The sequence below is a fragment of the Acinetobacter sp. YH12116 genome, assembly GCF_013418895.1.
In the GTDB taxonomy this organism is placed as follows: Bacteria; Pseudomonadota; Gammaproteobacteria; order Pseudomonadales; family Moraxellaceae; genus Acinetobacter; species Acinetobacter indicus.
This window is the reverse complement of the sequence record NZ_VPBE01000002.1, coordinates 187040-201494: the sequence shown is the minus strand read 5'-3', so window position 1 is coordinate 201494 and position 14455 is coordinate 187040. Positions and strand designations below refer to the sequence as shown.

Annotated in this window: 10 protein-coding genes and 1 pseudogene; 2 read left to right on the top strand and 9 right to left on the bottom strand. The window is 43.1% G+C overall.

Going from position 1 to position 14455, the window contains the following annotated elements; translation table 11 throughout:
* Positions 1–217: 217 nt before the first annotated feature.
* Positions 218–994: pseudogene (locus FTU54_RS02340) on the top strand (TonB-dependent receptor plug domain-containing protein); the annotation flags it as partial.
* Positions 995–1514: 520 nt separating this feature from the next.
* Here FTU54_RS02340 and FTU54_RS02335 read toward each other — a convergent pair.
* Entirely contained in the window at positions 1515–2450 is a 936-nt protein-coding gene (locus FTU54_RS02335) for an alpha/beta hydrolase (RefSeq protein ID WP_075168279.1), read from the bottom strand.
* Between the two features lie 250 nt (positions 2451–2700).
* Between FTU54_RS02335 and FTU54_RS02330 the strand changes: the two genes are divergently transcribed.
* Positions 2701–3237 (top strand): TetR/AcrR family transcriptional regulator, encoded by a 537-nt coding sequence (locus FTU54_RS02330; RefSeq protein WP_075168278.1) that lies wholly within the window; start codon positions 2701–2703, stop codon positions 3235–3237.
* Between the two features lie 361 nt (positions 3238–3598).
* Here FTU54_RS02330 and FTU54_RS02325 read toward each other — a convergent pair whose 3' ends face one another.
* The 8 genes from FTU54_RS02325 to FTU54_RS02290 all read right to left on the bottom strand — a co-directional run bounded on the left by FTU54_RS02325 (position 3599) and on the right by FTU54_RS02290 (position 14453).
* Positions 3599–4366: an OmpA family protein gene (locus FTU54_RS02325; RefSeq protein WP_075175237.1), complete on the bottom strand. Its 768-nt coding sequence runs from the start codon at positions 4364–4366 to the stop codon at positions 3599–3601.
* A 1-nt stretch (position 4367) separates the two neighbouring features.
* Complete coding sequence (tagF, locus tag FTU54_RS02320) at positions 4368–5327, bottom strand: type VI secretion system-associated protein TagF (RefSeq protein ID WP_005177824.1); 960 nt, start codon at positions 5325–5327, stop codon at positions 4368–4370.
* A 31-nt stretch (positions 5328–5358) separates the two neighbouring features.
* Positions 5359–9174, bottom strand: coding sequence for a type VI secretion system membrane subunit TssM (gene tssM / locus FTU54_RS02315; RefSeq protein ID WP_127801016.1), 3816 nt, complete (start codon positions 9172–9174; stop codon positions 5359–5361).
* Between the two features lie 40 nt (positions 9175–9214).
* Positions 9215–10633 (bottom strand): hypothetical protein, encoded by a 1419-nt coding sequence (locus FTU54_RS02310; RefSeq protein ID WP_168399662.1) that lies wholly within the window; start codon positions 10631–10633, stop codon positions 9215–9217.
* Positions 10630–11625, bottom strand: coding sequence for a type VI secretion system baseplate subunit TssG (gene tssG, locus FTU54_RS02305; protein WP_180074363.1), 996 nt, complete (start codon positions 11623–11625; stop codon positions 10630–10632). Before tssG ends, FTU54_RS02310 begins: the two co-directional genes overlap by 4 nt.
* The gene (tssF, locus tag FTU54_RS02300; RefSeq protein ID WP_127799559.1) at positions 11589–13394 is read right to left on the bottom strand and encodes a type VI secretion system baseplate subunit TssF; all 1806 of its coding nucleotides are present in this window, start codon (positions 13392–13394) and stop codon (positions 11589–11591) included. Before tssF ends, tssG begins: the two co-directional genes overlap by 37 nt.
* An 11-nt stretch (positions 13395–13405) precedes the next feature.
* Positions 13406–13882 (bottom strand): type VI secretion system baseplate subunit TssE, encoded by a 477-nt coding sequence (gene tssE, locus FTU54_RS02295; protein WP_127799557.1) that lies wholly within the window; start codon positions 13880–13882, stop codon positions 13406–13408.
* Positions 13883–13949: 67 nt separating this feature from the next.
* Positions 13950–14453 carry a type VI secretion system tube protein Hcp gene (locus tag FTU54_RS02290; protein WP_005177807.1) on the bottom strand — a complete coding sequence of 168 codons (504 nt, stop codon included), beginning with the start codon at positions 14451–14453 and terminating at the stop codon, positions 13950–13952.
* Between the last annotated feature and the right edge of the window lie 2 nt (positions 14454–14455).

Genomic DNA, 14455 nt, shown 5'->3' with positions numbered 1-14455 from the left:
AATTTGGATTACTTGATTTACTTAGAAGAAGTCGGTTTCCTCAATTAAAAAATAGAACAATAAATATTAATTTTTTTCATTTCAAAACAGTGTTCATTGTCTGTTTTATGAAATTTTTTCTGTGAAGTTTCAAGCCAAGAAAGTACTCAATAAAATTTTTAAATAATAATGATTATCATTTGCTATAAAATATACAATTGCAATCTAGGGAATAAAAATGCGGCTATCTCAATTTAATCTTTGTCTTCTCACAATCGCTATTTCTATGCATCTTTATGCAAAAGAGAGTAGCCCAGCAGCTGCACCAGAAAAATCGGATATCACTCAACTTTCAACAATGGTGATGACCGCCACACGTACACCTAAAACAATCGCCGAGATCGCAGGGACAGTACAAACCATTCATGGCGAAGCAATTGTTCAACAAGCCGACGCAGGTCGAAAAGTCGCAGATGTTTTAGCACAACTTGTACCGTCTTTAGCGCCTAGTAGTGGAACTACAGGTAATTATGGTCAGACCATGCGTGGACGTAATGTACTGGTCATGATTGATGGAGTTTCACAGACAGGTTCACGGGATGTTGCACGTCAACTGAATAGTATTAGTCCAAATATGATTGACCATATTGAGGTGGTTTCCGGCGCATCCAGTATTTATGGTTCAGGTGCAACTGGCGGTATTATTAATATTATTACCAAACGCGCAGATAAATCTGAACCCGTAAGTTTTCAAACCAAGCTGGGCATCACATCAGCCGATAATTTCCGCCGTGATGGTTTAACTTACCAAGTGGGTCAAACTGCCTCATTTAGTAATGATCAAGTGGATGGATTTTTAGGCCTAGATTATACCCGCCGAGGTTCTCAATTTGATGGTCGAGGAAAGCGTATTTCATTAAGTCCTTGGCAGGGTAGCACAATGGATACCGATACCCTTGACATCAATGGCCGTTTAAACTTTGACTTAACAGATACGCAAACTTTCAGTGTAGGGTTACCCTAAACGTTATCTTTTGCCTGCAACCTATTTAACAATCACTGACTTGTTCTATAGTCTATTTGGTAAGGCAAAATTGATGAAGGTCGTAGCAAAAAGTCGGTTTGCAGTCCTATCAGGTTCGGATTGTTATCAGGGTTATTATTCATTAGTTGAGGAAAACCAAAACTAGGATAACCAAGTTCCTGCACGAATCGTCCTCACTATTCCATTTTATCGCCCCATTTCCGTAAGTCATAAAATTCAGACCCCCACCTTAATGATTGGAGCAAAGCAAGACTCTTTAATTCCAATATCAAGTACACGCAAAACGGCGCAACAATCAAAGTCAATCCGCTATTTAGAAGAAGACTGTGGGCATTTTGATCTGTTTCATGCACCCTTTATCGATCGCATCCAATCGCAACATATATCATTTCTACAGCAGCTTTAATTTAAAAATTTTCTATCGATCGCTTTAAAGAAATAGCCTTATCCAGGGATAAGGCTATTTTAGCTGTTATAAGCGGTATGGCATTTATACGTGTGCTCTTGAAGACTTTAAGCTGTTTAAAAAGTCCAACTGATAACTTAAATTTTGTGAGAAGTATGGTTCAAAATAAGGGTCAAAATGGTCCGCTTCAATTTTCTTCATTTGAATGAAAGGATTTTTTACCTTTTCAATCTTTTTAGCTACGAACGGAGCGACGGTATCTTGAGTTGCCCCTACAATCAACATAGGTACTTTGACCTGCTTTAAACGTTTCCATGGGCGATAGAATCCCATAGTCAAAAGCGAACGTGCAGTAACACGATTATCATAGTCTATATTCAATTTCTCTTTAGCAAGTTCCATGGCATTCCAGGCCTGATCACGATCCATCGCTCCTAATTGACCCGGTTGTGACACAGTTGGAATGCAAATTCGTTTACCTGGTTTAATTCTGTCCGCTAAACCATACCCTAAAAATTTAAACATTTGGGGTAGAGGTACAGAACGTACTGTACTGATGCCATCTAGCATAGGAACTTGAATAATGGCACCTTTTAATTCAGGGTGTTCTGCTACTAGATCCACCACATGTCCACCACCAAATGAAGTACCCCAGGCAATAATATTGTCAGCATCCACCTGAGGCATAGACTTCAAATGGGATAATGCTTTATTAACGGTTTTTACTCTCTTCCACGGATTAATATCCTGACGCGGCAGACCTCCACTTAATCCCCAGCCTGGATAATCAAATTCCATCACAGCATAACCTTGGGTAACAAAGTGATTGATGAAAGAATCGGTCAATGCACCTTGAATACTTCCCCAACCACCTACCATTAAAACAGCAGGCAGCTTTTGTGTTGCTGACTCTTTAGGTACATGTAATGTTGCTGAGCACATATCACCTTCAGTTAGGAAGTTAGACTCATAGACTGATTTTTCAATATGTGAGGTATCAGGATATTTACGGTTTGACATATATTTTGGCCTGCTCTTAGATTTCTTGATGGCTACCTTCCATCTTATTTCTTGTTAAAAATGCACCAGAAAATTAAATTTATTTTGATCAATCAGTAGTGCATTATCATTCTTTTACATTATCTTGAATGTTGTTCAAGATAATATGATTTAACTATATTCTTGAATAGCATTCAAGAAGAATTTACGATACTGCTTTGATCCGTTTTATGTGATAGCACCTTAATTTTTAGTAGAGTGGGAAAACTGAATGGCCCGTAATAAACGTGTACAAGATCGGGAAGAAAAACAACAAGAGATCATTGATGCTGCACGTTCGTTGTTTTTAACCGAAGGGTATGATGCGACTTCCATGAGTCGTATTGCTGTTGAAGCTAGAGTTGCCCCAAATACCATTTACTGGTATTTCAAAAATAAAGATGAATTATTGGTTAGCATCCTGAATGCTGAGTTAACCAAGCATGTAAATGAATACATGTTGCAATCATCAAAGGATCTTTCTGAACGTTTAATCTGGGTAGTGGATCAACTGCAATTAGTTGATCGCTTGGTGAGTACTGTGCATGCTAGACTGAAATTTTCGACAGAACTAAAGGAATGGCATGAGAGATTCCATGTCATGGTGGAGGCATTGTTTCGTTTAGAGCTACAGAAGATAGGAATGTCCGCTGATCAAATTGAGCCTAGAGTAAAAATAGCTGTATTCACCATTGAAGGTCTTTTAGCTCATCAGTTATCTGAACCAGAGAAGCGGGCCGTTTGTGCAGCATTAGTTGCGAGTGCTTAAGTTAAATATGCTGATATAGAACCGTCAGACCCAATTCTTATTTAGTTTTAATTTCTAAGGAAAATTTCAAAAGGCTTGACAGTTGACATAAGCAATTTAATGGCTTACAGCCAAAGTTAGCTAAGTAATTCATTGCGAAAACTTTCAAAGGAATACTCCTAGGGCTATCAAATCCTCAAGGAAGCTATATTCAAAGCCGGCAAGATTCATAAGTTTTGGTGAATAGCCAATTCAGGTGAGAGTAAGATAAATATGAACTTATTGTATGGTGAACGGTATTTAACATAATATACATTATACGAAATAAAATATATTAAATAAAAGCCATCCTATAGATGGCTCTCATTCCTTCAATGACCGCTTAAATCACTTCAAACTCAATACGACGGTTCTTCTTACGACCCTCAGCTGTTGAGTTGTCTGCCACAGGTTTGTTGGCACCTAAACCTTCCACACTCAAACTATCTGCAGGAATATTTTTGCCAATCAAATAATCTTTTACCGCCTGTGCACGCTCTTTACTTAAGATCAGGTTTTTATTGGCATCACCAGAGCTATCAGTATGGCCAATAATTTTCACCTGCTTGCCACCAACCTTATTTAAGGCAATCGCCATCTCATCAAGAATTTTTGTCCCAGATGCGGCTAAAACCGCACTGCCAGATTCAAATTCAATAATCCGGTTTTTCAAGGCATCATCAATAATTTTCTGTTCGGCCTGATTTACAGATAACTGTGCATTAAAACGATATGGCGCCTGTACCAAGCCCTGAAAAGCATTTGTGGTTGGCTGGATATCATTTTGATTGGACATTTTTCCATTTAAATCAATTTGCGTACCGCGTACCGACAATTGACCCTGCTTCACTTTTTTTAGGTCTGGCGTGATCATTCGTGTGACCGATTCGCTCCAGCCATTGGGTGCAGCAACCGATTTAACCTGAATTTTATCAATGACTTGGTCCGCACCATACACACTGTGCATTTTAGTCAGGATGGCCTGTTTGCTGGCTTCATTCGGGACCACGCCTTCAACTACAATCGGCTGTGCACATACCCAGCTACTAACACTGAACAAGAGTACAGACAGCCATTGTTTTTTATATGTATTTAATTGATTTTTAATCATTTTATCCATCTATAAAAGTCTGTCTAAAGAGTTTGATTCCCTGGCTTAAGCTAAGCTGGCGTTCACATAAAGCCTGTTCCAACGCCGCCAAACCTGCATTTTGCTCCAGATACGGATCAATCCAGCTGGCATTGACCAATGAGACCCAATGTGAACTGTCCAGGTTTTGGGTGAAAATTTCGCTTAAAGCCTGAATATCTGCGCCATGAAAGCCAAAAATCAGCAAGGGTTTGTCATAATGCAGTAAACCGACCAGCAATTCTGTGTTCTGATTGGCGACAAAACGGCTAATCAGACTGACCCAAAATGCTGCAATTTCATAGCAATAGGCATGATTATTAATCGGTAAAATCAGGACTTTATTTAATTTACTGGTGCCTTGATGGATCACCGGTTGCAGCAATAATCCCAGTCCAATCATGCTTTGTGCCAGCTCATAGGTGCTGATTTTCATCAACTGGGCAAAAGAATGTGTCGTATGATGTTCATAAAATGCTGCACTTTCATGCACATCAAACACCTGAATCTGGTTATTCAGTTTGGCCAGCTTGTCCAGCAAAATCTCAGGATCACGAATCGACTTGAGCACCCGGTTTTTCTGAAACAGATCAATCAGGGTCTGTTTATAGCGATACGGTGCGTACAGCAAATGCTCCAGGGGGACATCTACATCTAACAGATGGCTCAGTACCATCGGAAACTGTCGCCCCGAACTGTCTTCGCTGGCAATTAAGTTGGCCACCAGAAATTTATATTCCTGCGGATTGGCAATGAAAAAATCTAGCGATGGCAGCTGCGTATAGCGATTTTGAAACTCTGGAGACTGCATCGCTTTTTCCAGCGCCTCAGTAATCCACTGATCCAGCACCTGAATCAGTGAAGACTGACCTTTGGTTTTCAAAAAATCGCCTCGGGCCGGACATTTACCATAATAAAATGGCAGGGTTTTCAGCTCATTCATCCCTGCTCTCCCACTCGCCTGTTCTGGCTGATCATGGCTGTACTCCTTCAATTCCTTTTAAAGGCGATGTGCTATTGGTGCGTGCAGTGGCAGGTGTCGGTGCTGTTTGCGCAGCCACGACACGTACCGATTTATTGGTAACCACCTGATCAACCAGCTGTAAACCCGCATAGCCACGGCTTGAGCCAATATTACCCGAGTTGCCGCTAATCAGTCGGAAGTTCAGTTTCACCGCAATATTCGGGTCCTGCTTGCTTTTCCAGACCATTTCAAAGCTGCCGCCTTGCTGGGTACGCTGAGCCGTGTCAATCAGACGGTTAATGCCGTACTCACCCGGTTCATCAAAGACGGTATGGGTTTTACCTTCTAAATCCACCGCTGTAATACGCGCACCCGGAATCGCACCCGGATTTGGCCAGACGAAATTCACCCATTGCTGAATGCCATTTTCATAAACCATACGCTGCCCATCAATATCAATGGTATAGGCCAGTAATTGCGGATTCTGTAATGGATAGAACTGGAAGTTGGACTGATTCACCGGTGCTTGCGCCGCGGTTTGAGACAATTCACCTGTCGCCATGCCATTGCTAGGCGCGACATAGCTCTGGAAATTCATCACAAATTGCGGGTTCAGGCTGATACCTAAATCTTTCCAGGTTTTTGAGGTTAAGGTATAGCCACGACGGATCACCAGCGGATCTAAATGCTCTTTCACAAAACGGGCGATACTACCATTTTCACCAAAAATCTGGCTAATTTCATTGCTGGTCGCCTGTAAGGTCGCAGAGGAATTAAATGGATATTTTTTGCTTAAATTGGCGCTAAATGGCTGATAAGCCTGCATGGTCCAGAGTTTATTGATCTCATCCTGCGCCGGAATTAACAGGCTTTCAAATGAATGCGTTAATGGACTGATCAACAGTTTTTGTAATAGCTGCTGGTCACGTTCATTTAAGCCCACCGTCATCTTCTCATCGACCAGTTTCTGGGTACTGTTAAACACCGAACTTTGATCATTGATGGTCTGTTTCACCAAGGTCATGGCCGATGGACCAATATCGCCCGCACTTTTCAGGTCATTGAACTTGCTGCGCACCTGAGCAATCGCTTGCATATACTCATCCAGTAAAGACTTGTTCTGCTGGTCATCACGCTTACGTACCAGCTGATAGAACATCTGGAATTCTTTGGAAATTGGTCCTTGTGCTCTGGCTACGGCCTGTTCCGCCATTTTCGCTTCATCGCGGTTCAACACTTTACGTTTAAACCAGGCAATAAAACCTTTTTGCGGTGCGGCTAGTTCTGCCTGAACCACCGGATTATCCCACGAGGTTTCCTGTGCAATCCGGGTAATCATCTGACGGATTGGTGAATTTTCCGGTTCACCCAGTTTTTCAATATTCTGCGCAGACTGTTTAAATTCCTTGCCTTTGGCATAGTGCACACCAGCCAGGAATTTACGCCATTCTGCAATATATTCCTGCTTGTACAGATCGGTCAGCTGTTTACGGATCTGATCGGGGCTGCCACTAAAGGTCAGGTCATCGGACTGGGTACTGTTTAACACCCAGTCTTTAGAATCTGTTGGCCGGTTGGAGACTTCATCAATGGCGGTTTCGACATATTCTGCCCAGGCTTTCTGGGTAAATACACCCGGTAAGGCATAACTGCCCAGCACCACCGCCTGATTATTCTCACCGACCATCTGTTTGACGGTTAAGGCCGGGAAACGTACCGCTGCACGCATTTTAATTTCGTTATAGACCCGATCACGTGCCGGCATACCACGCACCACAGACAATAACACCTGACGTGACTGATCAACCACCAAGGTATCCGCTTCCAGATTTGGGAATTTGGCATCATTGGCCAGGGTCATGGCATAAGATAAAATCTGCTCGGCATCTTTCAGCATTTGGCCGCGCGCCAAATTCCCCCGGTTGGCATCTAACCACGGACGCCAGAAACGCGTCACCTGATCACTTAAATGACCGGCTTCACGATATTCCGGATTGCTCATCATCAAGTAGGCTTTCAGTGCATTGTACGCATCTTGCGGATTACTGTCCGATGGCTCCAGATATTTCTGCTGATTGGCCACCTGCTTGATTTCCACATTGGCATGATTGGCCTTCAGGGTTTCTTCATTGGCTTTTACCCGTTGCAGATACTGTGCCATGTTTTGCTGTGCCGGCTGCAGCACAATCTGCTGCACGCCTTGCAAATATTCAGTCTTCAGCTTTTCACGCAGCTCATTGCCCTGGTATAAACCAAAGCCAAATTTTAATGGACGATCTTCAGCAAAACTGTCCAGCTGTGACATACGGTTTTGCAGAATCAGCAAGGCTTCAAGCTGTCCGGCCAGTTCGGTGCCAGAGCGCTGCTCAATCTGCACCACTTTATTCAGGTCTTGCTGCACCTCGGCAATTAACTGCTGGTTATTGCGATACGACCAGACCCACAGTCCCAGAATAATCGACACACCAAACAATGCGGCAATAAAGCCAACATAACGCTGGCGTTTACGCAGTGGATTAATATGCTGTTTGACCAGATTCTTGTCTTTTAGAATCACATCAGAAAACAGCCCTTTCAGGAAGTAACCATGGTTTTGTGAAACCGAACGGGTCGGCACACCATGTTCACTGTTGGGAATCTTGGTCAGTAAAAAGTCCTGTGCAATCTGCTCGGTCATCGGGCTTTCAATAGTGCCTTCCTGTAAGGCACTGGTGAAATAGAAGCCACGGAATACCGGTTTAAACTGGTACGGATTATCTTCAAACAAGGTACCAATAAAGGTTTTCAGCGCTGGCTTTAAGCTCTTGAACTCCAGCGGGAAAGTCATGACACTTGGAGAAATATTCTGTGAATGGCGGCGGCTTAAATGGGTAGTACTTACGCCTTTTAAACCGTCATATAAAATGCCGTAATGCTTTTCAAACAGCTCGACCGCATTTTGAGAAGATTCCGCATCATAGGGCAAGGTTGCACCCCAGACCTGATCAAACTCATTCACTTCATAACATTCAAAGAATTCGGTAAAGCCGGCAATCAGGTCCATTTTAGAAAACACCAGATACACCGGAGGATAAATTTCCAGACGCTCGGTTAAATCCTGAATCCGGGCACGTAAATTCTTGGCCAGTTTAATTGATTTTTCCGGACTCTGGCTGACCAGCTCGGCAATGCTGACAATTACAATCAGGCCATTAATTGGCGCTTGAGAACGGTTTTTCTTCAGCAAACCTAAAAAACCGAGCCATTCAGAATGATCTTCGGAATAGACCGAATAACGCCCGGCTGTATCCAGCAATACCCCTTCGGTGGAAAAGAACCAGTCACAGTTACGGGTACCGCTTAAACCGGCAGACACCATTTTCTGATGACTTTCTTCAAAGGGAAATTTCAGACCGGAGTTATAAATCGCCGAACTTTTTCCGGCGGCCGGGTTACCAATCACCATATACCACGGCAATTCATATAAGGCCGCATTGCCCTTTTTATCGCCCAGTTTAGACTTGCGGATCAGCTGAATCGATTCTTTCATTTGTTGTTGAATCAGCTGTAATTCTTCTTTATCTTTCTGCTTGCCGTATTCAGCTTCGGTGTCTTTACTGATGGCTTCGGCCAACTCTTCGCCCTGCTTTTCATGACGATAACGCTGGATCAAGGCATAAATCCCGTATCCGACCACACCCAGAATATACACTGCCATCAGCGCCCAGAATAGATTGCGCGGAATGGTGTTATAAGATGCTATGAGTGCCACAAAAATAGACAGTGCAATAATCGCTTTCGGATTAGTCACATACTGCCAGACATAGCCTAAAATGGTATAAAACATACTGTTCTCGTTGTTCTAAAATTCGCGCGATACTGCAACATCAGCCCTGTGGGGTTTCATGGGAAACCGGCATAAAAAGTACGTGGGTGGCCGGATGTTCGGTACTGTAAATCATGGAAATAATTCCCTCTGGAAGATGCATGCCCAACATGAAAGAAAACACTTTCGATAAGTGTTGGGTATGACCAATACTTTGTTTTGTATATAAAAAATGATGAGTTTCGATTTGAGACTCTGCAAAACTCTGTTCAATCTGCTTCACGACTTTAATCTGGGTCGGATCATCTGGCATCAGCACAAAAGGCTGTTCCTGATCGAATTGCGCCAGTTCTGTCATCTGATGCTGCTGCAGGTAATGGGCAATATTTTTTTCATTCAACACCAGCTGCAGCATTTTGAATGGTTCTAACTGGTTAATCTGCACCGCGGTGGAGGCCACAATACAGCTAGAGACAAATTCAGCCGGTAAATAATGGTCGGTCAGCCAGGTTTTTTCATCAATCACGTCCTGATCAATTTCAGAATCGACCAGCACAATTAGTGATACGTCTTCGGTTTGTGCTGCGGTCTGTTCCAGCAATTCAAACCAGTCCTGATAGGCATTTTTACTGCCCCAGTAATGATGCTCGATATGAATCTGCTCCGGAATCACCTGAAAATCCTGGATAAACTCCATGATCATCTGCTGGCTGTCCATTTCATTCCACAAATGCAGCAAATCTTCTGCCAGCACCACATGAATATTAATCCGGTTTAAACGCATAACAGGTTGCACCGGCTCAGGTTCAAGGCTGTCATCTTCCTGATGGTTGGGATCAATCCAGCCCGGATGCATACGGTACTGATAGGCCAGCTCGCTGTCATAGAACAGTGCCGACTGTTTTAAATGTTCGGCAATTTGCATCAGTACATCGCTGTGCTGAACCAGCTGCTGCTGGACCAGCCGGCGCATACGTAAACTGCGCTGGCTGTCAACGCTATATTCATCTGCATCGTCGTCCAGCTCAATTTCATCATCCAGGTCTTTAATCCGATAGGACAGAATTGGCAAGCCGTAGGCATTTAACAGCTGATGATCCAGCTCCGGACTGGTGAAATTTTTTAATTCTTCAACAATCTGTTCATTTTCACCAAAGGCATGCTGGCTATAACCACTGTACAGGTTCAGCGCCACCGTTCTGACCGGCTCCACTTTTTCTTCAGGAATCTGTTGCTGGGCAAGTGCCGCCTGCTCCTGCTGCTGTTTTTGTTCTTCCTGACGTTTTTTATAACGCTGGACTGCGCTATAAATGATGAAAGGTGACGTCAGCAGCAGCGTAATCGCCAAAGGCAAAAACACAAAAAATGCCAGCATATCTGCCGTATCGGGATCATGCTGAATATCGCGCCAGTAAAAGATAATGGCGGTGCTGACCAGAATAAAAATACTGACAAAAGTGCCAATGATCCACTTGATCATCTTTGATCCCCCAACAGCGGATAACAGCTATCACGATTATCTGCCCGTGCCTGTGGCATTAAAAAAGCCCCTTGCCCTAGCCCCGCATGATGACTGGAGTTCAGACACAAAGGCTGAATGTCTTCTTTGCTCAGCACCAAACGCAAGTCAACCATTAGAGTCGGACTGCACCAGGTCTGTAAGAGTTTTTTCAGTTTAGTGCTGTCTCGCTGTCCCGGTAAAAATTCCTGATATTGCTGCCGGTTTAAAGGTCCGACTTCAATTTCAATCTTGCCATCAATCTGGCGGATGGTTTCCCCACAAAAGGTATTTACTCCAAGCAAGGCCGGATTGCTGCCGCCTAAACAGGTTTTATGCGCATCATCCAGTTTGAATTTTTCTTCAATAAATTCATGTACAGTAAAATCGGTTTTGAAAATACAGTTCAGCACGGTTTTTAAGGCATGTGCGGTGTTGTTCTGGCCCTGCATCAGGCCTGAAAATTCTGCAAAATAATGATCCATCTCATCCTGTTCATGTTGTGAACGGATGTAACCATTGAGCGCATGCAGAATATCCAGATAATGATTGTCGTGTTCGACCTCATAACGTACCGGCAAGTTATAAGCCAAGCTGGCTTCAATATATTGGCCGGTCAGTTTGTTATTAAACAAACTGAGGAACTGCACGGTTTCTTCACGCTGGATACGTGGACTCTGGCGGATGCGCTGGGTATAGGTATACGGTAAGGCCCCCTGAATGCCGGTGAGTCCCACCATTAAATTGGTCAGCTGAATCTGATCATCTTCAACCGCCAACGTTTCAATTTCTACCGCCGGAAAATTCAGATTGAGCGAGGTCTGAAACTGAAAGCCCTTTTTCCAGTCGGCCTGTACGGCCTGTTCAGGTGCATGACGCAGCAGCCGCGTGGCCTGAATAAACTCATACGCCGTCGGCTGTTCAACCAGATCTGCAATTACAGAAGTTTCTTGCCACCAACGTTCTGCACGCATTGGTATAACTCCTGTAAGCTGTTGGCATCGCGCACCACCACATCCACAAAGCTGTTCATCTGAACTTTTAAGTTAAAGATATGACTGAGCAAGGTACTGAAAATATAAAGGCTATGGCCACGAAATACCTGTGGATCAATATCCAGATGCACTTTCAGACCACGGACAAATAAAGGAAAGGGTTTAGCTTCGACCATTTTCTGGGTTAACGAAAACTCGACCGCTTTAATTGAGTCAATAATTAAATGATTTTCTTTAGATTTTGGTAGGTTATAAAGTTCAAGCAGCTCTTTGATATGACTGATCGCATCGCCTTTCATCAAAGACAAGGTGTTTAAGGATAAATGCGAGATCACCCGCCATTGTTCCATTTTATTCTGCTCAAAATAATACGGCTTATTCGGACGCTTCAGTACCAGAGCGCGCCGTGCCAGACTGCTGTCATTCAGATTTAAAATATTATTGGCTTGGCTTAAAGCCTCATGTGGCAAGTCACGGTTTGAGCAAAGCAGTTTGGCGCTGATAAAATCCGACTTGGTGTGCTGCGGTTGTAATTGCTTTGACAATACACTGTAGCCCGTTTCCACAAAACGGTTATGCAGCTGCTTGGCATTTAGGGCGTAATAAAACTGAATATCTTCATGCCGATAATGACTCATGGCAAAAAATGGATAAACCGGAAAAACCACCTGATCCTGATTGGTTTTTTCCCGGATCATGTTCATTTCCTGAATGCTGTACATCTGATAAAACTCAGGATGATGCGCATCGGTCACCAGTGGATATTCCAGCTGCTTGTGATCAATTTTTTGCGGTTCGGCCTGCTTCTCAAACAGGTTCACCACCGGTGTGGCAAATAATTTAAAGTTAGCCACGTTCAGTTCGGAATAATTGCGAATCACCATCTGATCATTCAGATTCAGTTTCAGATGAATCAGCAATTCAAACTGGCTCTGATCTTCGAAATAATGCAGAAAATCCAGATTCAGACTCAGGAAATTAAACTTTTCCGGAAAGCAGAAATATTCCAGCAATAACCGGTAGGCATGATGGGTATGCTCATCTAGCGGCAGTACACTCTCCTGCTCATGCATACCCATCAGCTGAAATGGATTAGCAATCTGAATTTGGCGCTGGCCAATTTTTAGCGAAAATCCGGTACTGGGACTGAAAATACCATCGAGTACCTGGAGTGGAAAATTGGAAATCGCATCAAGATAAATTGGCAACTGCTGTTGTTGCAGCAATGCGTGTGCCTGATTAAAAATTTCAAAACCCAGACTTAAGGTTGCATTCTGGTTCAAGTGCATATGCGCACTCGGATTGCTCTTGAATTCCAGCTTGTTGAGCTGAATTGGCAATAAATTCACAGTGTGTGTGCTGGAAAACTCGCACTGAACGCCTTTGAAACTCCTGGATTTTAACGCCGTGCCTTTGGGAATTGTATGTGCTTCGGTCAGCTGTTTAATTTTATTGAGATCTTCAAAGCTGACCACAGAACAGGCCGGAAATGGCTTTAGGTACTGTGGAAACATGACCTCAAACAAAGCGCGGGTAAAAATGTCGTAGCTGTCTGCCAGTTTTTTATCAATACGCGCGGCTATTAGTGAAAATGCCTGAATTAAACGCTCGATATGCGGGTCATCAATCTGTTCCTGATTTAAAGACAGACGCTGCGCGATTTTAGGATATTTCTGGGAAAATTCACGAGATTGCTGGCCGAATTCTTGCAGCTGTTTTTCGTAATAAGGTAACAAGTCTTCAATCACAGGAATCCCACTTATGCACGTGCCGAAATAACATATTGTTGTGTTGTTGGTTTTAATAAAGCATCAAAAATCACAGGTTCATATAAAGGATGAATATTGATATAGGCCTGAATACTCAAGCACAAAGCCCCCATATCCTGTTCATCTAATAACATTTCAACTTTAATCTGTCTTAAACGCGGTTCATGTGCCGCGATGGATTGTGCAATAGACTGGCAGATTTTATCGCGGTCACTTGGATTAGCGGTCGATAAGCCGACAAAATCAATAATCCCAAACTGCATAATGGACTTTTTAACCAGTGGAAAATCATCAATCTGTTCATACAAAGATGCCATGCGGCTATTGAGCAGGTCTTCCAGATCTGCAGCGACAGATTCGCGAAGTTCCTGTAATGACAACCCCTTTAAATGATAATCTTCTGTAGTTAAAAGCCGGTCAAATAATGTAGTTCTAAAACCGTACGGATAAAGCTGGTCTAAATTCATGTATTACTAATTAAGCATAAAATCAGGTAGAGGCTGGCATAGCGCCAGCCTCCCGTGGTCATACAAATTAAGCAGCGTAAGATGCTGTGTTATTTGAAAGTGACCATTTTTTAGTAACTGCACCTTTTTGGGTACCGTTAATGTCTTGCTGGTTATAAGTCCACTCGACTGCGGCATATTTCAAACCGAATGATTCAGTTGGAACACCTTCTTCATTCACAGTTGGCGTTACGCTTGAAACCAGTACATGTTTCAGTTTGATTTGCAGGTACTTGATACGCTTGTCACCGTTAGCACGATAGAAATCGATCTGTACTTCATCGAAGGTATAACCCGCAGAACATGCTTCCCAAAGTTTTGGACTGGTTGCATCCAAATCTTTAACAAAAACCATGTCTGAGTGTTCTACACGCTCAGCAGTATGACCACCTACACTTGAAGAAGTCGCTGATTTAGGCTGACGGATATTGTGCGCCCAAGAATTTACTTCTAGCCAATCTTTGTGCTCTGCGTCACGCGATTCGCCATCAACTTTATACTTCCCTCGAAACTGTACGTAGATATCTTTCATTT

Coding starts and splice junctions, on each gene's coding strand:
- FTU54_RS02335 (WP_075168279.1), bottom strand. CDS start 2,450: ATGTCAAACCGTAAATATCCTGATACCTCACATATTGAAAAATCAGTC.
- FTU54_RS02330 (WP_075168278.1), top strand. CDS start 2,701: ATGGCCCGTAATAAACGTGTACAAGATCGGGAAGAAAAACAACAAGAG.
- FTU54_RS02325 (WP_075175237.1), bottom strand. CDS start 4,366: ATGATTAAAAATCAATTAAATACATATAAAAAACAATGGCTGTCTGTA.
- tagF (WP_005177824.1), bottom strand. CDS start 5,327: ATGAATGAGCTGAAAACCCTGCCATTTTATTATGGTAAATGTCCGGCC.
- tssM (WP_127801016.1), bottom strand. CDS start 9,174: ATGTTTTATACCATTTTAGGCTATGTCTGGCAGTATGTGACTAATCCG.
- FTU54_RS02310 (WP_168399662.1), bottom strand. CDS start 10,633: ATGATCAAGTGGATCATTGGCACTTTTGTCAGTATTTTTATTCTGGTC.
- tssG (WP_180074363.1), bottom strand. CDS start 11,625: ATGCGTGCAGAACGTTGGTGGCAAGAAACTTCTGTAATTGCAGATCTG.
- tssE (WP_127799557.1), bottom strand. CDS start 13,882: ATGAATTTAGACCAGCTTTATCCGTACGGTTTTAGAACTACATTATTT.
- FTU54_RS02290 (WP_005177807.1), bottom strand. CDS start 14,453: ATGAAAGATATCTACGTACAGTTTCGAGGGAAGTATAAAGTTGATGGC.